20 protein-coding genes are annotated in these 18,783 nt (G+C 47.1%); 4 read left to right on the forward strand and 16 right to left on the reverse strand.

Translation table 11 applies throughout. From position 1 onward, the window contains the following. Positions 1–29: 29 nt before the first annotated feature. The 16 genes from AAV90_RS01920 to AAV90_RS02000 form a co-directional block, all read right to left on the reverse strand. Positions 30–1,259 (reverse strand): site-specific DNA-methyltransferase, encoded by a 1,230-nt coding sequence (locus tag AAV90_RS01920; RefSeq protein ID WP_046495140.1) that lies wholly within the window; start codon positions 1,257–1,259, stop codon positions 30–32. A 1-nt stretch (position 1,260) separates the two neighbouring features. Next, positions 1,261–2,559 (reverse strand): site-specific DNA-methyltransferase, encoded by a 1,299-nt coding sequence (locus AAV90_RS01925; RefSeq protein WP_046495142.1) that lies wholly within the window; start codon positions 2,557–2,559, stop codon positions 1,261–1,263. Then, positions 2,549–3,712 (reverse strand): methionine adenosyltransferase, encoded by a 1,164-nt coding sequence (gene metK, locus AAV90_RS01930; RefSeq protein ID WP_046495144.1) that lies wholly within the window; start codon positions 3,710–3,712, stop codon positions 2,549–2,551. Before metK ends, AAV90_RS01925 begins: the two co-directional genes overlap by 11 nt. 16 nt (positions 3,713–3,728) lie before the next feature. Continuing rightward, positions 3,729–4,283 carry a P27 family phage terminase small subunit gene (locus AAV90_RS01935; protein ID WP_046495146.1) on the reverse strand — a complete coding sequence of 185 codons (555 nt, stop codon included), beginning with the start codon at positions 4,281–4,283 and terminating at the stop codon, positions 3,729–3,731. 103 nt (positions 4,284–4,386) lie between these two features. Then, positions 4,387–4,743, reverse strand: a complete 357-nt coding sequence (locus tag AAV90_RS01940; protein WP_046495148.1) for an HNH endonuclease — start codon at positions 4,741–4,743, stop codon at positions 4,387–4,389. Between the two features lie 117 nt (positions 4,744–4,860). After that, positions 4,861–5,277, reverse strand: coding sequence for a DUF1492 domain-containing protein (locus AAV90_RS01945; protein ID WP_046495150.1), 417 nt, complete (start codon positions 5,275–5,277; stop codon positions 4,861–4,863). Continuing rightward, a complete protein-coding gene (locus tag AAV90_RS01950) occupies positions 5,274–5,495 on the reverse strand; it encodes a hypothetical protein (RefSeq protein ID WP_046495152.1) in 222 nt (73 codons plus the stop codon). The genes AAV90_RS01945 and AAV90_RS01950 overlap by 4 nt, the downstream gene beginning before the upstream one ends. Positions 5,496–5,586: 91 nt before the next feature. Continuing rightward, positions 5,587–5,871, reverse strand: coding sequence for a VRR-NUC domain-containing protein (locus AAV90_RS01955; RefSeq protein ID WP_046495154.1), 285 nt, complete (start codon positions 5,869–5,871; stop codon positions 5,587–5,589). Between the two features lie 267 nt (positions 5,872–6,138). Next, the gene (locus AAV90_RS13890; protein ID WP_052729533.1) at positions 6,139–8,676 is read right to left on the reverse strand and encodes a phage NrS-1 polymerase family protein; all 2,538 of its coding nucleotides are present in this window, start codon (positions 8,674–8,676) and stop codon (positions 6,139–6,141) included. Continuing rightward, positions 8,673–9,107, reverse strand: coding sequence for a DUF7768 domain-containing protein (locus AAV90_RS01970; protein WP_046495156.1), 435 nt, complete (start codon positions 9,105–9,107; stop codon positions 8,673–8,675). Before AAV90_RS01970 ends, AAV90_RS13890 begins: the two co-directional genes overlap by 4 nt. Next, the gene (locus AAV90_RS01975) at positions 9,107–11,035 is read right to left on the reverse strand and encodes a bifunctional 3'-5' exonuclease/DNA polymerase (RefSeq protein ID WP_046495158.1); all 1,929 of its coding nucleotides are present in this window, start codon (positions 11,033–11,035) and stop codon (positions 9,107–9,109) included. The genes AAV90_RS01970 and AAV90_RS01975 overlap by 1 nt, the downstream gene beginning before the upstream one ends. Before the next feature lie 66 nt (positions 11,036–11,101). Further along, on the reverse strand, positions 11,102–11,857 hold the full coding sequence (locus AAV90_RS01980) for a hypothetical protein (RefSeq protein WP_046495160.1): 756 nt from the start codon (positions 11,855–11,857) through the stop codon (positions 11,102–11,104). Between the two features lie 18 nt (positions 11,858–11,875). Continuing rightward, on the reverse strand, positions 11,876–12,298 hold the full coding sequence (locus AAV90_RS01985; protein WP_046495162.1) for a gp33 family protein: 423 nt from the start codon (positions 12,296–12,298) through the stop codon (positions 11,876–11,878). A gap of 16 nt (positions 12,299–12,314) precedes the next feature. After that, entirely contained in the window at positions 12,315–13,769 is a 1,455-nt protein-coding gene (locus AAV90_RS01990; protein ID WP_046495164.1) for a DEAD/DEAH box helicase, read from the reverse strand. Continuing rightward, a complete protein-coding gene (locus tag AAV90_RS01995) occupies positions 13,759–13,965 on the reverse strand; it encodes a hypothetical protein (protein ID WP_046495166.1) in 207 nt (68 codons plus the stop codon). The genes AAV90_RS01990 and AAV90_RS01995 overlap by 11 nt, the downstream gene beginning before the upstream one ends. Positions 13,966–14,034: 69 nt before the next feature. After that, the gene (locus tag AAV90_RS02000) at positions 14,035–14,433 is read right to left on the reverse strand and encodes an RNA polymerase sigma factor (RefSeq protein ID WP_046495168.1); all 399 of its coding nucleotides are present in this window, start codon (positions 14,431–14,433) and stop codon (positions 14,035–14,037) included. A 451-nt stretch (positions 14,434–14,884) separates the two neighbouring features. Here AAV90_RS02000 and AAV90_RS13895 point away from each other — a divergent pair, with 451 nt between their 5' ends. The 4 genes from AAV90_RS13895 to AAV90_RS13900 all read left to right on the forward strand — a co-directional run bounded on the left by AAV90_RS13895 (position 14,885) and on the right by AAV90_RS13900 (position 18,783). Beyond that, a complete protein-coding gene (locus AAV90_RS13895; RefSeq protein WP_207642027.1) occupies positions 14,885–15,730 on the forward strand; it encodes an NBR1-Ig-like domain-containing protein in 846 nt (281 codons plus the stop codon). A 10-nt stretch (positions 15,731–15,740) separates the two neighbouring features. Then, the gene (locus tag AAV90_RS02010; protein ID WP_046495170.1) at positions 15,741–15,968 is read left to right on the forward strand and encodes a helix-turn-helix domain-containing protein; all 228 of its coding nucleotides are present in this window, start codon (positions 15,741–15,743) and stop codon (positions 15,966–15,968) included. A gap of 89 nt (positions 15,969–16,057) precedes the next feature. After that, entirely contained in the window at positions 16,058–17,647 is a 1,590-nt protein-coding gene (locus AAV90_RS02015; protein ID WP_046495171.1) for a type I restriction-modification system subunit M, read from the forward strand. Beyond that, positions 17,644–18,783, forward strand: coding sequence for a restriction endonuclease subunit S (locus AAV90_RS13900; RefSeq protein WP_052729535.1), 1,140 nt, complete (start codon positions 17,644–17,646; stop codon positions 18,781–18,783). Before AAV90_RS02015 ends, AAV90_RS13900 begins: the two co-directional genes overlap by 4 nt.

Genomic DNA, 18,783 nt, shown 5'->3' on the forward strand with positions numbered 1-18,783 from the left:
GAGCCATAAAGTCTGTAGAATAGCAAGCGTTATTCCACAGACTTTTTGACATCTCTATATGCAGTTTTTTGTGTATCACGCATTAGGTAAACGTCGGTATCCGAGCCTTTTTGCTCTATGTACCGTTTTACGATAACATCGGCATAACGCTCATCCAACTCGATCGTATAGCAAATGCGCTCCGTCTGTTCACATGCAATGAGAGTACTGCCACTACCGCCGAAGGGGTCAAGCACGATATTGTTTGTTAGTGAACTGTTCATAATCGGATATGCGCACAACGCTACCGGTTTCATAGTAGGATGATATTTACTCTTGCTGGGCCGGTCAAAATTCCATGTCGTGCGCTGTTTACGGTCGGCGTACCAGTTGTGACCGGCTGTTGGCTTCCAGCCCACGAGAACAGGCTCATGGTTGTATTGATAATCGCAGCGCCCCAAGACTGGTGTATTCTTTATCCATATACAAGTCTGATGACAGAAGAAGCCTGCTTCGGTAAATGCTGTTCTGAAATTGACGGTCTCACGATCGGCATGGAAAACATAAATGCCGCCACCGTCTACCAACGCATCATACATACACCGATATGCCGAGAGCAGGAATGCGCGGAACTTGGTACTTTCCATATTGTCATTTTTAAGTTTTCCCGCAGTGCCTTTATAGTCCACGTTGTATGGCGGATCTGTAATCACGAGATTTGCTTGCTGGCCGTCCAGCAGCTTTTTATATGTTTCCGCTTTTGTAGCATCGCCGCAGATTAGGCGATGCCGTCCAAGCAGCCAGATATCTCCCTGCTTAGAAATGGGCGTTTCAGGTAATGGCTCGTCAAAATCGTCCTCTTTGATTCCTCCGACTATACTATCCCTGAACAACGCATCCATCTCGGCGGCATCGAAACCCGTGAGGGATACATCAAAGCCACTTGCGCCAATGTCCTTTAAGAGATCGGTTAAAAGCGGGATGTCGAACTCGCCTGATATCTTGTTGAGCGCCACATTTAAGGCTTTTTCCTTTTGCTCGTCGATATCCAGTACCACGCAGTCTACATCAGTATATCCGAGTGCCACCAGCATCTTGTACCGCTGATGTCCGCCGACAATGTTGCCCGTGCGCTTGTTCCAGATGATGGGCTCAACATAACCGAATTCCTCGATGGAGCGGCGCAGCTTTTCATATTCAGGATCGCCGGGCTTGAGGTCTTTACGCGGATTGTATGCTGCAGGATTCAGCTTTTCTATTGATAATTTTTGAATGTCCATATCATGCCTCCAGTTTTACGGCAGCCTCGCCGGTGAATGTTTCCCAGCGTTTTACGATGAGATCGCAATAGAGCGGAGAAATCTCCATCGCGTAACACCTGCGTTCGGTCTGTTCACAGGCGATGAGCGTCGTTCCACAACCCGCGAAAGGCTCCAGTACAACACCGCCGCGGTCAGAATGCATTTTAATACATCGCCACGGCAGCTCGACAGGAAACATTGCTGGGTGATCTTTGTTGGCTCGCACGGTAGATATTTCCCAAATACCGGCATAGCCCCATTTTTTACGCTCATCCTTGGTGAGCCGCTTCACAAACTTATAGGAATGACCGGCGAATGCCGAAACCCAAGCAAACTCTTGGTCGTTATATTCTTCAGTTTCCTGCGCAGCCAGCGCTGTGATATATTCGTACTGCTGCACCGGTTTATTCGTCACAAGGTGATAGGGCGAATTTCCGAAATTCATGCCCTGCTTTTTCCATATGCGAATCCAGATAGGACGAAAGCCGTTGTCACTAAATAGCCCAATGCTATACATTTCGGTCGGCTCGATAAACTGGGTGCCCGTAGCGTACAGGTCTCCAATGTTCCAACAGACGATATCTGCGTTTTTACAGATGTTCTTTATAGCGGGTCGCATAGTTTCAAACCACGGTTCAATCCCGGCCTTTTCATATTCTTTTCCGACGCCGTATGGAGGAGAGGTAACCGCGCACTGGGCGTGAGCGCCGTCCATCAAGCGGTCGAAATCCACCTCGCTGGTGCTGTCACCGCATAAAAGTCGATGTTGTCCAAGCAGCCAGATATCTCCTGGATGTGTCCGAGTTTCGCCGGCGCTTTCAATGGTTTCCTTTTCTTTGTCTACGTCGAAGTCATCCTGTATGGCATCCTTCGAGTAAAACTTATTTAAGAGCGCATCCACCTCGTCGGCATCGAAGCCTGTGAGGGATACATCAAAGGTAGATGCGTCAAACTCTGCCATGAGCGATGCCAGCTTTGCTTCGTCCCAATCGCCCTGTATTTTATTAAGTGCAAGGTTAAGTGCCTTTTCGCGTTTGTCATCAAGCTCCACTACCACGCAGTCGATTTCCGTCTGCCCAAGGTCGAGTAGCACTTTCAACCGCTGGTGACCTCCGACCACATTTCCGGTTGTCTTATTCCAGATGATCGGTTCTACATATCCGAACTCCGCGATAGAGCGCTTGAGTTTTTCGTATTCCTTGTCACCTGGCTTCAGGTCTTTTCGCGGGTTATATGCGGCTGGATTGAGCTTTGCCGCGGGAATCTTTTCAATCAGCATACTTCTCTGCCGCCTTTCTTAGCTCCTTATGGCAATCTACATTTTCCCACGGAAAGAGGCAGGAATTGAAATGACCATATGCCGCCGTGCTTTCATAAATCGCGGTTCGCAAACGCAGCTTTTCGATGATGGCGGCGGGGCGCAGATTAAAGACCTCCTGCACAATCATGGTGAGCTGCTCGTCTGTCAGCTTGCTTGTTCCAAATGAAGTGACCGCCACTGCTACGGGACTTGCTTTGCCGATTGCATAAGAAAGAGCGACCTCGCATCTTTCAGCCAAGTCGCTCCATACAATGTTCTTCGCGATGTACCTTGCCATATATGCGCCGCTGCGGTCAACCTTCGTTGGATCTTTGCCGCTAAGCGCTCCGCCGCCATGAGATGCAAGCCCTCCGTAAGTATCCACCATGATTTTTCTGCCTGTCAGCCCTGTATCAGCAGTAGGGCCTCCATCGACGAATCGTCCGCTGGGGTTAATGAGTATTTCGGTATCATCGTCAATGGGGAAATCCTCAAAGCACTGCCACAAGGCATTATTCATAATATCCGTGCGCAGCTGCTCCTGTGTTTTATTCTCATCATGCTGGACAGAGATCACCACGGTTTTCACACGTTTTGGCTTGCCGTCTTCATATTCGACCGTGACCTGACACTTGCCGTCCGGTAGGATGCCCTTGATGAGCTTTCCTTCGCGGCATTCATCAATGCGCTTGGCAATACGATGCGAAAGCACCAACGGTAAAGGCAAATACTCACGCGTTTCCTTTGTCGCGTATCCGTATACTGTACCTTGATCACCCGCGCCGACAGAACCATAAGGGTCTCGCACGCCGTTTCGTGCTTCAATTGCCGTATCGACGCCGGCTGCGATATCAGCGCTCTGTCGATGAACGAATACGAACACAGCAAATTTCCAAGGATTATATCCTACTTCGCGCAGGACATTCCGCACGATAAAACGAATATCCACTTTTTTGCTACAGGTGATTTCGCCCGCCACGATGATTTTGCCCTTAGTCGCCATAACCTCGCATGCCACGCGAGAAGCTCTGTCCCTTCTGAGACACGCATCCAAGATATGGTCAGCAATCAGATCGCAGAGCTTATCCGGATGACCTTTACATACACTTTCTGCTGTTTTGTAAGTTGTCATTTCACATTCCTCCGTTTTATCGTGCGCCTATACGGGCACTGAGTAACTTTTCCATTGCATCATCGTGGGGCGTTGCACCGCGATATTCTGTGGTGCAGTTTTCTCGTACCACCTGATAAATCTGGAACCATATGTTGTTGGCCTGCTTCATGAAGTTTTGAGACATCGAAACATAGGGGGACGGAATAGCATTGCCGGTGGTGGGGTGCTTAGCAAGAAAGCCAAATTCGCTGATTGCCTGCTCGCACTGGATCCATCGAGCCACGCTCTGGGCATATTGCTCGATAAGCTGAGTGGTTACTAATTGAGCACAACCCCGATCCCTAAGCCATTGCCATGTATTATTGAAAATCTCCGCCGCCAGTGTTGTGGAACCGTCTTTCTGTTTTGCTGTAAGGTAGCCTCTTGGTTGCGGCATTGATTCTCCGGTCAGATCCGCCATATCGGTAAAGTCCATTACAGTCAGCTTTCGATTACCGGGATTGCCGTCCAAGATTTTATCGGAGAGGGCTTTCTTTTTTTGCCCTGAGCCGATTCTTGCACCGCCTCTGTTGGTGCCGTCCTTTGCCATATTCATCACACTCCTTTCCGGTGGGGGGATATTAGCCGTTTGAAACTGCGATTTCTCGCACGAAGCCCCACGCCGCTGTCCGCTTTAAAAAGTTCTAGAGATTTTAGCGCCCCCACCGGTCGCCGCTCTCGGCAGTAATACGTGAGTGACACGACTTACATAGCGTCATGAGATTACTAAAGTCATTTGTACCTCCGCGGCTGAGCGGGAGGATATGGTGTACCTCTTCGGCAGGCGTTAAGCGATCAGCCTTTTTACACTCCTCGCATAGAGGGTGTGCCTTGATGTAACGGTCGCGTATGCGTTTCCACGAACGACCATATCTTTTATTGGTTTCAGGCTCGCGCTGGAAATGATTATAGTGGCGCGTGGCCTGCCGCTGATGCTCCACACAATACAAATCATCCGTCAGTTTAGGACAACTGGGGTGTCGACACGGCCGCTTTGGTTTCTTTGGCATAGGGTCACCTCCTTGGGCATAACAAAAGCCCCGTGGACTTTTCCCAACGGGGCTTTACTGAATTCTGGTTTCCTAAGTATATACTATCACAAATGGCTACCTGACAAACAGTGACATTTACTGCTGAGTTTGCGGAACTGTAATGTTTTCTACTGCTTCATCGTGAAGTCGGTATACGTGGCGTACATTATAGCCCATGTCAACAGCTATCTGCTCCCAAGTTTTAAAGCAGAGGTAGCGCAGCTCCAGAAGCGTCTGATGCTCTGTGTTATCCACAGTTTTTATGAGCCTGACTATCTCGCGCTTCAGGTCAACGAGCCGATTGATATCACGGTTGATTTCCGCTTGCAGGTCGATAATCTTTGCCACAGCATCGGCCATCGTTGATGTACTACGATTTGGATTGCGAGGCATGCCCGTTAGGGTGTAGGTGCATTTTGTAGCCAATTCATTTAGTGAAGCGATTTGCTCGAGCTTAGAATTGATACGCTGGTCAAGCCTGTATGCCAGCCCGAGATATGCTTTGACAGTCATGCAATCACCTCCGCTTTTAGCTTGGTGATAAGCATTTCCGGATCGATGCTTGTTAGCACGCCAAACCATCTGGAACGGAAAAACTGCTCAATACGCCTGCGCTCATACTGCGCCGAGCGGTTATTGGGATAATGAGAAATGGTGCGCAGCGCCTTGCGGTAATCCTTGACCGCCTGAAGAATGATGGCGTTAGCCAGATTATTATAATTGTCAATCATTATGGAACACGCTCCTTAATTTTAATTTTTAAGAAGCAGTGCCGCAATGTCAGCGATGTATATGTAAAGCACGGATGCATTGTTTGGGGTATCATTGCAGGGAGCTGTTTATAACAGCTCGCACCTCATCAACCGAATGGACGACTAAAACGATGCCGCCACAGGCGAGGATTTTGCGAATAGTTGCTTCTTGCAGTTTTGTTGTTTTGCCTTCGGGTGTTTTTACTTCAAAGGCGTAAAACCTGCCGCCGATGCAGGCAATGATATCCGGGATGCCTGCTGTACCATAAATTCCGCCATGCTCCTTCCAAGCGAAGCACTTCGGAACGGTTTTTAAATAACGAAGGATTTTAGATGCAATTTCTTTTTCAGACATGGGATCCTCCTTGTAACTTATTTGCAGCTTGTAACCTCGTAACCATAAAATATATAGGTGTGCATATATTTACACGCACACACGCGCTCGCGTCATGGGAGTTGTTGCTCTCGCGTGTATATCCTTAATTTTAGAAGTTACAAAGTTACAAAAGATAAGAAAACTCAAATTGTGCTTGTATATAGTGGTTTTTGGGCGTAACTTTTCTTGTAGCTTTTGCTCTTCGGGAAGTTGCGTTTTGTCCTGTGAGGTTACAATTTGCATTGTTCATAGCGGTTCTATCTCTGTGATCTCAAAGCCGGACACATCGCACCGAGCTTTAAGCAACTCATAATTGAGCGTCCAAACACGCCGATTTTCTGATCCGATGCGTTTTTGCACATTGCTTTCAAGAAAATAATCCGAATGAGTTAGCTGCTTTTTGAATTGTGCGTAGGTCAGTGTTTCACCGACAACGGCATAATCCTTGCGGTATTTAGTGTATTTGTCGTATATAGGATTGAGCCGCAGCGCCAGCACCGTACCACCATCGCAGATCGTGAATTCGCTTTTGGGATCAAGCCCCATACGTGACATGATTTCAAGCGTCTGCTCAACCACGCTTTTATTGCTCAATCCGCCATCAAGCAAATATTCTTTTGCCGCATACTCAATGTACTTTGTACAGTGTTCAAGGCTAAACGGAAATGCCTCATGCCAGGTCAGTCCAAGCGACTTGCATAGCTTTTCAAGCAGCCGCAGGCCGGTGACCATACAGGCGAGGTTGTTAACGATACGCGACGGAAACTCCTTGCTGAAGCATCCAAGCGCTTCCTCATACCACGAATAGCATTCGCTTACGTTTGTTTTCAGTGCGATATTCAATAAGCTATGACCGAAGCCGCCGAGTAAATCGGCGCTCCTGCATAACTCTTGAAAAGCCGCGCGGTAACCTATCGGCCTCAGGTCTTTCTTGGAGAACAGAAGCTCGATGCTGCGCTCCCTGATTGCAGCTTCATCAGCCGACTCCTCACCGGCAACTACAAGCGGGGCGAGAAGCTCGTAGCTTACAATACTCTGGTCGGCGCGTCCACGAATACCTTCTTGACCATCATAGCTGTTACGAAAATGGTTTAGCAGCGCATCAAGTCGGTATTTGTCAATCTTTGACGGCTTGAATTCATCCAGTGCCATTGGAATGACATTAGAGGATGCCGCGTCTTTCATAAGGGTAAAAGCTGTTGTTTGGCCGGCTGCAATGATTTTTGCCCTTGAAAACACCGGCATAATGACCCGCTCCAGCGTATTGCTTTTGCCGCTGCCTGCTTCGCCGATGAGCATGAGATGAGGGAACTTCACGTTCCTTTTCCGGAGATGTTCTTTTATGAAGCAACCACATATCCATGATAATATGGAAACCGTTTTTGCAGGTTCGTTGTAGGACATCAATTTTTCGCCTAATTTCTGAAGCTGGGGTGCCGTTAAGGGCTTTGCAGACAGAATAGTACTGTCAATGCTGCGGTACTTTTCCAATTGAATGATGTCATCGACAGCTGTACCGTTCGCGTCAACCGTACCGTCCATAGAAACAAATACCATTCCTTTTTCATGCTCGTAGATGCCCATAGCCTTAACGCCTTTTTTCACAGACCAGTCTAATTCGGAGATATATGCTTTGAGAAGTTCCAAGTCGCCGTCAGATCCCGTGTAGCTAAGAGCGATAGTGCGCTTGTTGAGCGCATTTTTAAATTTCTGTTGATTAGCAAAATCCGTTGTCATGAAGGTCAATCGGTATGTCTCGCCGCGCACCGTCACAAGGTCGGCAGTCAGCTGTGTTTCCTCATCGGCAACAATCATTTCTACCGGCACAAACACAAAATTTGTAAGCAAATACGTGTTATCGTTTTTCCTGCGGAAATATTGTCCCTTGTACTCAAATACAGGAGTATCACCGCCGGGAGTGTATACATCTTCGGTGATGTCGCAGGCCTTTGCCAGTGTTTCCTCGCCATAGGTTGCTCCGCTGGCATGATGCCGTACATCCCATTTTTCACGAAATAGTCCGCTTTGCCGGAAGAGCCTATCCATCTGCTCCTTGTTTTTACCTGCCCAGAATGCCAGCTTGCAACAAAGCGCCATATCCGCTTCCGACTGACTTGCGTAATCATCCTGCCAATTGCCATACCACAGCTTTTCAAAAGCCTCTCCATTTTCTGCATTTTTCGCTAGCTCAAGAAGGTCGTCATCGGAAAGCTGCACTGCTGCGTTCTTTTTTGCCTTTTTCTTTTGCTTCTTGGGTGAGCGGATATATGTTTCGTGAATCCACTTGAGTGTACCATTATCCACGGCGATGGTTTCGGTTGCTCCGTCGAGCTTATTACCTGTCATAGTGAAGTAGCGGGTATGCTCATACATTTCCACGCCGGTCTTGGTATTCTTGTTGCCGTTGCCTGGCATTTTACCTTTGAAGAAAAGATGAACGCCGGTTCCGGAGGGCGAAAACTCCATGTACGTCGGCTGCCTTGCGATGATAGCCTTGGCAGTATCGTTGAAGGTCTTTGTTTTGGGGTCGTAGCAATGGTCAATGTCCACACCTACAAAATCGTCGTCCTTGGAGAACATAAAGCCCACGCCCGAAAAACCATAACGCTCAACCGCATCTGCGGCTGTTGCATAATCCGTCCAAGTTGCCGGGTTGTTGGATGCAGCATTTTTGCCTGTCACAGGGTTATACGGCATTTTCTTGTCCTTGCCGCCAACCTTATCGGGGATGAGTCGCCAGTTGACCCATTGTTTTCGATCCGTTAACTCTTTTGGGTAGGTCATATCGCTTTCACCTCACAATCTTCCGTGAAATACCGTATCGGAATGTTTCGCTTCTGTGCCTTGCGTATTTCGTAGCTCATACCTTCTGATACGGTATCACCAAATACCCACAATTCCTGGCATTTTCCGAGCAGGACGCGCCCGAAGAAAAGACCCAGTTTCCGGCTGTCAGGGTCATGCTCATCCATAAACTGCGGGTAAAGCAGATGCGGTGCGATTGGGATTGCATTTTGCCCTACAGCGAAGCGGCAGTAGTGCTTAGCCCGCTCGGTATTCGCTTCTAAATTTCCTGCAAATGGCGAACAAATGAATACGAGAGGGCGATAACCTGTTCCATAACGGCGGTTCAGCTCCTCGCGTAGAATCTCACGCATGGCTTCATATGTTGTTGGGTCGTAATAACCCTCAGAATTGTATTTATCTATCCACATCACGCACCCTCCACTTCAATCAGATCACCGAAATTCGTGCCGTATGCTGCCTCAGCAATGATCGGCACGTCAAATTCCGAAAAGGGCACCTCTTCCATGCAATCTTTAACAAAGGAAACTGCTTCATCAAGCTTGTTTGCAGGGATTTCAAATACCAGCTCATCGTGAATTTGCAGAAAAGGCTGGAGCCACGGACGTTCCTTGATACCTTGGACGATACGTGCCATTGCCAGCTTGATGATATCGGCGGCAGTGCCTTGAATCGGGGTATTCATTGCGCAGCGTTCGGCAAAAGAGCGCTTGCCCCAGTCGGTCGAGAGGATGCCGACGATGTATCTTCGGCGGCCAAGCCATGTCTCCGCATATAACGTTGTTGCGGCTCGCTTTTTTGTTTCGTCCTGCCAGCGCGTCAAGCCGGGGTATCCTGCTTTCAAACTATCAATAATTTTTTCGCAGTCCTGTTTTGAAATGTCCAGCCCTGCCTTAAATCGCAGTGTTTTTTGTAGTCCTGCGGCATATAGCCCATAAAACACACCGAAGTTGCAGTTCTTTGCAATGGTTCGACGCTCCTTATAATGAGGTGCATTTTTATCTATTGCCTCCGAAAAAGGGATGCCGTAGATGACCGTTGTGGTCTGGGCGTGGATATCTCCGCCTCTGCGATAAACATCAAGCATTTTTTCGTCGCGACAATAGAAAGCACCAACACGTAATTCTATCTGGGAAAAATCCAATGAGACAATCAAGCTGCCCTCCGGTGCTGCAATGAAATTGCGTACGCCAACCGGGTCATTATCTTTGCGTGGGCAGTTTTGCAGGTTGGGGTTACGCGAGGCAAAACGCCCAGTTTCAGTACCGAGAGGCATGAGGTCGGGGTGGATGCGCCCAGTAGCAGAATTGATATGTGTCATATATCCGTCGATGTATGTGCTTTTGAGCTTGCCCCACTTGCGATACTCCTGTACCAGTTCAAACAGGCGGACAAGCTCCGGGCGCTTAACTCGGCAGTATTCAGCGAGCATTATCATTGTCGCATCATCCGTCGCTGCCTGATGCTTTTCTGTCGTTTTAAGTACCGGAAGACCAAGGTCACTAAAGAGGTACTTTTTGAATGCCGATGTTGAGGCATTTGCTCCGATGTCTACTCCACCGGTAATCTTGTCAATTTCGACACGGATGGTTATGAGCTTTTTCTCAGCTTCTTTTTGCCTTTCACACATTGCCGCTAAATTCATGGGCACACCGTTATATTTCATCATGCCGCAATAGACCGACGTCGGCGATTCAATGCGCTCCACGATTTCTCTGTGATGGGGCAGGTTTTTGGCAAACCAGTCATTGAATTTGTGGTATAGCCGCAAGGTGTAATCGCTGTCAGCACAAGCATAACGAAGAGTTTCTTTATCCGCAGGATCCATCTCATCAAAAAGGCGACCTGCCGTCACAGCTGCAAAATCCGGCATCTCTGCACCGAATAATGAAGTCGAAAGCAGCTTTAATCCGCTGTCTGACAGGTTACGGAACTCAAATTTGCTCTTAAGTGTCAGTTGCGCTGCGGCGATGGTATCATAACAAGGCTCACAAACGACGATACCCAGTGCATAAAGAAACATCGCCTCAAAGGAAAGATTGTGCGCCACCTTGACCACCCTTGGATTCTCAAATACGGCTTCTCTCAGGTATTCCAGCACACCAGCGTGGTCAATGGCATTAACTCCAACCTTATGTGAGAGGGGTATGTAAACGGCGCTGCCTTCTTTGACCGAAAGGCTGATACCAACAATGTGTGCCTTGTGCGCATCCAATGCCGCCTTCGGCTCGTCGCGCCATTTATCGTCCGGCGCTGTCTCAAAGTCAAATGCCACGATGCCCGCATCGCCGATATAAGCGTGTATTTCTTTGGTTGCATAAATAATGTTATAATCCATAAACAGCTCCAATCTGCCGCATGGGGTCGGGTAGTGCATGACCACCCGACCTGCGGCTTTATTGCTTTAGGCCAAAGGCTCAATAATCTCGCCGGTTTCGGGGTCAATATTTGCAGCTACATCAACTGAAGATTCGTTATCGTAGCCGACACGAACGGAGAATGCTTTGACCTGCTCGGTGAGCCCTGAAATAAGCGCAAATTCCTCATTGGTTAAATCACGGTCGACTGAGAATTGTGCTTGGGAATATGCGATACCGCTGTTGTTGGTAGCCTTTTTTAGGGTGAATTTCGTAACTACCGCGTTGGATTTTTTGCCTTTTGAGAGCAGACGCATAATGTAACGGGTAAAGTCCTTAAGCGATCCGGTTGGAAGGGAGAGGATCATCGGAAAAATCTCGCCCTCTCGGAGCAGATAAATGCGGCGGCGGTTTTTACAAGCTTTTGCTCCGTTCTCTCCGGAGCCGAATTTGTTAAACGGACACTTGGAGCAATCTCCGCCGGGATTGCCTACACCGGTGATGCCATCAAAGCTGCCGCAATCAGGGGGATTAGATCCTCCGGTGTATTTGTCCGTATAGTAGGCATACAGCGGGTGGTGATGCAGGATAACCGCTGAAAATTCCTTGACGGTTTCAGGACTGTCGGGATTTTCACCGGGGATTTCAAACACTGTCATACCAGCGGCGGGAATTCTAATGCGCTCAAAGCTGCCGGACAAGCCGGATAGTTCTTCGGTAAGCGCGTCGTTCAGGTTAAAGTCTTTCAGTGCCATAAACGCACTGTTCTTGGTGGCAAGGGCTTTGTTCTCGTTGTTTTTCATGATATTTTCATCCTTTCATTACTTGCGGGTTGCTTTGCGGACACCCACAGTGGTTTTTTCAAACACATTGACCAGGCCGTTAAGCCATTCGGGTAAAACGTCATCGTTTTCTGATATCTGTTCTCTGACAAAAGCTGACAGGCTGTTGGCGTTAACGGTTTCGTAAATCAGCCCGCCATGCCCTTCGGCACGAAGAGCTTCAAACAGTTCCTCTTTACGGTCAGCCATCGCTGATGCACGGATGGTACTGGTAAGGCAGAACAAGGTGCCAGAGCGGGTAAAATTCTGCGTCTCAGTATCAGTCATGAGTTGTGCCAGTGCAGCATCAACTTCTTCCAGCTCAGCGTTGATGTCCTTGAGGTTTTGTTCGACTTCCTTTTTTTGAACGTGCAGGGCTTTAAGCCTATCTGCGAGTTCAAACATTTTTTCTGAATTGTCCATAGTAAAAGCTCCTTCATTAAATAAATGGGTTGTTGCCATAGCGATAATCATCAACCAGCGTTTTCGCTAGGTTTGCTTTGCTTTTCAATGCTTTAAGCACCTTTTCATCGACGGTGCCTTGCGCAGTGAGGTAGATGTAAGTGCATGGCATATGCTGACCGGCGCGATGGATGCGGGCTTTGCATTGCTCGAAATTCGACATTGAGTAATCCAGAGAATAAAACACCATCGTGCTTGCCGCCGTGAGTGTGATGCCCAGCCCTGCTGTCGCTACCTGCCCGACAAATATAGGTACATCGGGGTCATTCTGAAATCTTGCGACCTGCTCGTCGCGGTCTTTGATGCCGCCCTTGATAAGCGAGTAGTTGATGCGCTTCTTTTCAAGAAGCCGACAGATGGCGTCCAGCTCAGGTACAAAGCGGGCGATGATAACCAGCTTTCTTCCTTCTTCCAAGGTTGAGTCGATGATATCTTCCAGTACTTCCAGCTTCGCCGTGCTTACCTGCTCAGTGGCGCTGCTTTCGTCGCTGCCGATGAAGCCTCCCGTAAGCTGGGACAGGCGCAGGAGTTTTGTCAGTATATTGGTAATAGTGACCTCGCCGTTAGACAGCTCAGCATAGCTTTCCTTGACAAGACTCTGATACAGCTTCATCGCCTTCGGCTCCAGTTCGACTTTTCGGATAATATCGGTTGTTTCCGGTAGGTCAAGGCAATCCTTTTTTGTCGCACGAAACGCAATGAAATGCATACGACGGGTCAGCTCTTCTTCCATGCTCTTTTTCAAAACTGGCGTGTGATTGCCATAGCCGGTCATGAAAAAGTAGTGGTTTCTGAAGCTGTAAAAGCTCTGCCCGAAGATACGCGGATCGACAAACTTGTACTGACTGAAAATGTCGATTGCCTTGTTCGTCACAGGTGTTCCTGTTAAGAGCAACCGGTATTTAGCCACCGCGCCTAACCGATGCATCGCTTTTGAAGCGGCGATATTATGCGTCTTGATTTTGTGTCCTTCGTCTGCGACGATGAGGTCAGGTTTCCATACCGCGAGTTCACGTTCCAGCCGCCATGCCGATTCGTAGTTCACAACGACTACTTGAAGAGGCTGGCCAGCCATATGCCGGAGAGTATCGATCTTTTTTTCGCCACTTCCTTTGAGTACAGCGAGCGTGTAATCAAAATCTGCATACGCATCGTGTTCATCTTTCCATACCCCCGTAACTGATAGTGGCGATACTACCAGTACCCTGCGGATACGCCCGGAATTATACAGAGCACCTTCGACAGCTATAGTCGTGAGAGTTTTGCCCGTTCCCATCTCCATCAGAAGCGCAGCGCCGTAACCTGTCGGTGAATACGTGAGCCCCGGCAATAGTCCAAGTTTCTTGCAGACGAAATTAAATGCGGTGATTTGATGTTTATAGGGCTTTACTCTAATAGGCATTGGCAGCAGCGGAGCGTTGTCATTGTTCATCGGCTTCATCACCTCCGCTGGGCAGTTCCGTAATGGATACGCACTCGACGCTGTCGCCCGGTACGATCACCATCACATGGCGCTTTTCACCGAAAAAATGGCGAAGAAGCCGTTCTCGCATTGTTATGCGCCGACACCTGACAACACCGCCCTCGATGGGCTTCCTTGAAACGCTGATTTTCAAATCGTGCTTCATTTTGATCTCCGTCCTTTCCGAGGGACGGTGTGGTTGTGTCCCTCGGTATACGGAGAAAAGGCGGGTGTTTTATACACCCAATTCAAAATGCTTTTTGAATTTTTTCTTGGCACCTTCGATTGATTTCCATGCAGCGTTTGGAGCAATGTTTTCAATACGGGCAATCTCATTGATTGACAAGCCATCGGCAAGCATTAACAAACGGCGTTTCTGCGTTTCCGACAGCTTGTCCAATGCGCTTTTGATTTGAGTGGCATCTTCTTTGCGTGTAAGTTCGATTTCGGGTGTGGTTTTTGCCGCATACTCCAAACCCTCAAAATCGATAGCGTCGAGCGAATAACAGTGGTAACGTTCCTTTCTGGCAAGATTGCTTTCCTCGCGTCGTGATGCTGTTATGTAGTTACCGATTTCCTCGTTGACTTCAACTTCTGATGTGGTTCCGTCTGCAAATTTCCATTGAATTTTCATGCGTTGTGTCCTTTCCGCCTGTGTGCGGATGAGGGCGGCAAGGACACATAAAAGCCGGTGCTTCGATGTACACCGACCGTTACGCCTGAAAATGGGCATGACAAGGCACGGTGGGTACATCTGAGGCTCCGAACACGGCATTTACCGTGCTTGGAACTTCCTATGTATCCCGCCGCCTTAATGCGCATCTCAGGCTTTGAGATTTATTTATTGATGTTAAGAACGTCTACACGAATTGCTTTAAGTGTATTAATAACGTTTTTTAAATATTTTTGTGTAAATGCATTGATTTTCGACCTGCTTTGCAGTACAATAAAAATGTTATATTTTACCTTAGAGCAATCTCGATATCCGTTCCCGCCATCTGAGATAAGGATATCTAGACACGAAGGTACAAGAAATTACTCTGGGACGGTACATCTGGTACAAAATCCGGTACAAAAAAAGCGAGGTGGTTCGTATAAACGCATCTGAGTTCTTTAAGAAGGTCTATCCCTACTTAAATAATCAAAAAAATCAAGGCGTGTTTGTTACGAATTGCTTCATTGCAGCCGGTAGCACAGTGTTTACGCTACCAAAGCTCAAGACAAAGCAAACGAGCGACAACCTTGAATATCAGCGGATGCTTTATAAAGGTGGTAGGCAAATAACAACTGACATGAAGGCGAGCTTTCCTGATCCGTTTCCGTTGGATTCTTTATCTGAGTTTTTTGCCGATAATATAAGAGAAGATAGACTTCGCGATGTCATGACAGCTTTTGCAATACCCGTTTCTGCCGAGTCGGACAGGTTATTACTATCAAAATCACTGGCATCTCAGTTCCAGCTGCTTATTCAGAGCGAAAGCAATGATGTTGATGATATCGTCGCTTTAAAATACCAACAATTGCTGTTAGAACCAGACACGCAGCCTGTGAAGCGGCTGACTCCGCTTTATCCGGGAGATAGTGCTTGGGTTCTTGAATGTAAGCCGCAGCGCTCTTATATGGTTCATTGCTACGATAAATTCCAGCATATGTGGGTGATTCGTAACAACGGAAGTCAGACATGGCGTGGTCGCAAACTTGTTTTTGCAAACTGCAATGAAGTGCGGCCAAGAGCTGATATAAACAGCATTGATATACCGGATACACCGCCCGGTAAGGATATAAAAATAACCACAGGCTTTGATGCCCGTGGTTCTGAAGGGAAATTCGATTGTGTTTGGGAGATGCAAGACAGTGATGGTGAAAACTGCTTTCCTAATGACATGAGGAAATTTAACATTTCAATAAATATAAAATTCAAAGCAGATTAACACAAGATACATGGAGGTTATTAGTGTGAGCGAGAAAAATATAGAAAAATGGTCGACCTTAAAGGAAGTACAAGAGTATCTTGGTGTTGGGAGGGAAACTGTTTTGCAGTGGATTGCAAAAAGAAATATGCCCGCCTATAAAGTAGGCAGGCTCTGGAAATTTAAGCTGTCCGAGGTTGACGACTGGATACGTTCGGGTGGCGCTGCAGATAATTCCGACTCAATGGATTCTGATTAAGTCCGATTTATAGGACACTCGATAGATTATTATTGAACTGGGGCATTGCCAGAAAATAGATCTAAAGATTAAGAAATGAGGAGAAAACAATGGCGAAAGCAAAAAAAGAAGTAAAAGAACAGCCTGTCGAGCAGGTGCTTTGGGCTGCTGCGGACAAGCTGCGTAAGAATATGGATGCTGCGGAATATAAGCATATTGTTCTTGGGCTTATATTCTTAAAATACATATCGGACAACTTTTATGAGTTGTATCACAAACTCGAAGCAGGTGAAGGTGACTATACCGGAGCCGATCCAAATGACCCTTATGAATATCGCGCGGAAAATGTATTTTACGTTCCGCCGCAGGCGCGCTGGGATTATCTTCAGAGCCGCGCGAAACTGCCGACAATCGGTAAGGACATAGACGACGCAATGGACGCCATCGAAAAAGACAACCCATCCCTTAAGGGTGTTTTACCGAAGGAATATGCTAAAGAGAAACTAGATAAGCAATCGCTGGGTGGGTTGATAGACCTTGTTAGCACTATCGCTCTCGGGGATAGTGTGTCCCGTTCTAATGACGTGTTGGGCAGGGTTTACGAATATTTCCTCGGTCAGTTTGCCCTGGCAGAGGGTAAAAAGGGCGGTCAGTTCTATACGCCCCGCTGTGTAGTTCAGTTGCTTGTTGAAATGCTTGAACCATACGAAGGCCGTGTTTTTGACCCATGCTGTGGTTCCGGCGGTATGTTTGTACAGAGCGAAAAGTTTATCGAAGCTCATGCCGATCACTATAATGGCAAAGCAAAGGAAATCGATAAGCTGTTTGAAAGTGTCGTGTCAATTTACGGGCAGGAAAGCAACCAGACTACTTGGCGGCTGTGTAAGATGAACCTTGCTTTACGTGGCATCGACAGCTCTAACGTAAAGTGGAACAATGAAGGATCATTCCTTAATGATGCGCATCCGGATCTTAGGGCTGACTTTGTTATTGCGAACCCTCCGTTTAATGACAGTGACTGGTCTGGTGAGTTACTCCGCACTGACGGACGTTGGCAGTATAGCCGTGAAACACCGCCACCTCCGAATAATGCAAACTATGCCTGGATTCAACACTTTCTTTATCACCTGAATCCGAAGGGTACAGCTGGTTTTGTGTTGGCGAAAGGTTCATTATCCTCAAAGACTAACGGTGAAGACAAAATTCGCAAAGCACTTATTGAAGCAGGTCTGGTAGATTGCATCGTTAATCTGCCGGCAAAGTTATTTTTGAATACACCGATACCGGCTTGTCTGTGGTTTCTCTCCCGTGCAAAGGAAAGTGATCCCAACCACCCCCGTCGTGACAAAATATTGTTCATTGACGCAAGAAACATGGGCGAGCTGATAAATCGCCGCACGCGTGAACTTACCGATGAGGATATCAGCACAATTGCCGATACATATCACAATTGGAAGACAGGCGAAGGATATGAGGATATACCCGGCTTTTGTAAATCTGCGCTTGTTTCAGAAGTTGCCGCATTGGATTACGTTCTAACACCGGGTCGCTATGTGGGTTTGCCTGATGAAGAGGACGACTTTGACTTTGAAGAGCGTGTCCAAAAGTTGACGGTAGAACTAAAAGCTCAGATGGAGGAAAGTGTGAAGATAGATAATAGGATAAAGGAAAATCTGGCGAAAGTAGGGCTTGAGCTATGACTGAGTGGAGAGAATATAAGCTTTCTGAAATAATGGAAACTTCAAAAAAGCAATTCAAACCTGATAATAACAGTCAATTAAATTATATTGGTCTTGAGCATATAGAACAAGGCTCGCTAAGATTATCAGGAGTGGGTGCTTCATCAACGGTAGAAAGTAATAAGTTTTTCTTTAATAAAGGGGATGTACTTTTTGGAAAGCTGCGTCCATATTTTCGCAAAGTCATTTATGCACCTTTTGATGGAATTTGTTCTACCGACATATGGGTATGTAAAGCAAAGTCATGCTGCGATCAAAAATTTTTATTTTATTTTTTAGCTAATCAGGATTTTATAGATACAGCGAACACTGATGAAGGAAGCCGAATGCCAAGAGCCAGCTGGGATTACTTAAAAGATACCCTTTGGATTCTCCCTCCTCTTCACGAACAAAAAGCCATAGCGGAGGTTTTATCCTCGCTTGACGATAAAATCGATTTTTTGACAAGGCAAAACAACACGCTGGAAGATTTTGCACAGACGTATTTTAGAAGGTGGTTTTTAGAAGAGAATGACAACGACACGATTATGGTCTCGGAAATTGCAAAACTTGAGAATAATAGTGTAAGTCCGAAGCGTCAGCCATTAGAACCATTTCATCACTATAGTATACCAGCTTACGACAACGCCCAGACACCAGTAGTTGAATTAGGCAATACAATTCTCAGCAATAAGTTTACAGTACAGCCAAATTCAATATTGGTTTCCAAGTTAAATCCCATAACCCCTCGTATCTGGCGCATTGATGAAAACGTTATGCCGAACAGCGTCTGCTCCACGGAATTCCAAGTGCTAAAGCCGTATGATATAAAACATTATCTGTTCCTATATTTCTTGATGAAGTCGGATGATGTTGTTTCCAGCTTTGCAATGAGTGCAACTGGCACAAGTGGAAGCCATCAACGTATTCGACCAGAGTATATTCTTGAGGTTGAGACGCCTGAGCCTGATAATGACAAACTGATATTATTTAATGAAATCTGCACACCGATGATGGAGCGAGTAAAAAAGAACCAACAACAGATAATCACTCTACAAAAACTACGCGACACGCTTCTACCGAAGCTAATCAGTGGCGAAGTAAGGGTGAAACAATAA

The organism is Syntrophomonas zehnderi OL-4 (genome assembly GCF_000983115.1).
In the GTDB taxonomy this organism is placed as follows: Bacteria; Bacillota; Syntrophomonadia; order Syntrophomonadales; family Syntrophomonadaceae; genus Syntrophomonas_B; species Syntrophomonas_B zehnderi.

What these genes read in the sequence shown, in the direction of transcription:
- AAV90_RS01920 (WP_046495140.1), bottom strand. Translation starts at nt 1,259, where the DNA reads ATGGACATTCAAAAATTATCAATAGAAAAGCTGAATCCTGCAGCATAC.
- AAV90_RS01925 (WP_046495142.1), bottom strand. Translation starts at nt 2,559, where the DNA reads ATGCTGATTGAAAAGATTCCCGCGGCAAAGCTCAATCCAGCCGCATAT.
- metK (WP_046495144.1), bottom strand. Translation starts at nt 3,712, where the DNA reads ATGACAACTTACAAAACAGCAGAAAGTGTATGTAAAGGTCATCCGGAT.
- AAV90_RS01935 (WP_046495146.1), bottom strand. Translation starts at nt 4,283, where the DNA reads ATGGCAAAGGACGGCACCAACAGAGGCGGTGCAAGAATCGGCTCAGGG.
- AAV90_RS01940 (WP_046495148.1), bottom strand. Translation starts at nt 4,743, where the DNA reads ATGCCAAAGAAACCAAAGCGGCCGTGTCGACACCCCAGTTGTCCTAAA.
- AAV90_RS01945 (WP_046495150.1), bottom strand. Translation starts at nt 5,277, where the DNA reads ATGACTGTCAAAGCATATCTCGGGCTGGCATACAGGCTTGACCAGCGT.
- AAV90_RS01950 (WP_046495152.1), bottom strand. Translation starts at nt 5,495, where the DNA reads ATGATTGACAATTATAATAATCTGGCTAACGCCATCATTCTTCAGGCG.
- AAV90_RS01955 (WP_046495154.1), bottom strand. Translation starts at nt 5,871, where the DNA reads ATGTCTGAAAAAGAAATTGCATCTAAAATCCTTCGTTATTTAAAAACC.
- AAV90_RS13890 (WP_052729533.1), bottom strand. Translation starts at nt 8,676, where the DNA reads ATGACCTACCCAAAAGAGTTAACGGATCGAAAACAATGGGTCAACTGG.
- AAV90_RS01970 (WP_046495156.1), bottom strand. Translation starts at nt 9,107, where the DNA reads ATGTGGATAGATAAATACAATTCTGAGGGTTATTACGACCCAACAACA.
- AAV90_RS01975 (WP_046495158.1), bottom strand. Translation starts at nt 11,035, where the DNA reads ATGGATTATAACATTATTTATGCAACCAAAGAAATACACGCTTATATC.
- AAV90_RS01980 (WP_046495160.1), bottom strand. Translation starts at nt 11,857, where the DNA reads ATGAAAAACAACGAGAACAAAGCCCTTGCCACCAAGAACAGTGCGTTT.
- AAV90_RS01985 (WP_046495162.1), bottom strand. Translation starts at nt 12,298, where the DNA reads ATGGACAATTCAGAAAAAATGTTTGAACTCGCAGATAGGCTTAAAGCC.
- AAV90_RS01990 (WP_046495164.1), bottom strand. Translation starts at nt 13,769, where the DNA reads ATGAACAATGACAACGCTCCGCTGCTGCCAATGCCTATTAGAGTAAAG.
- AAV90_RS01995 (WP_046495166.1), bottom strand. Translation starts at nt 13,965, where the DNA reads ATGAAGCACGATTTGAAAATCAGCGTTTCAAGGAAGCCCATCGAGGGC.
- AAV90_RS02000 (WP_046495168.1), bottom strand. Translation starts at nt 14,433, where the DNA reads ATGAAAATTCAATGGAAATTTGCAGACGGAACCACATCAGAAGTTGAA.
- AAV90_RS02010 (WP_046495170.1), top strand. Translation starts at nt 15,741, where the DNA reads ATGGAGGTTATTAGTGTGAGCGAGAAAAATATAGAAAAATGGTCGACC.
- AAV90_RS02015 (WP_046495171.1), top strand. Translation starts at nt 16,058, where the DNA reads ATGGCGAAAGCAAAAAAAGAAGTAAAAGAACAGCCTGTCGAGCAGGTG.
- AAV90_RS13900 (WP_052729535.1), top strand. Translation starts at nt 17,644, where the DNA reads ATGACTGAGTGGAGAGAATATAAGCTTTCTGAAATAATGGAAACTTCA.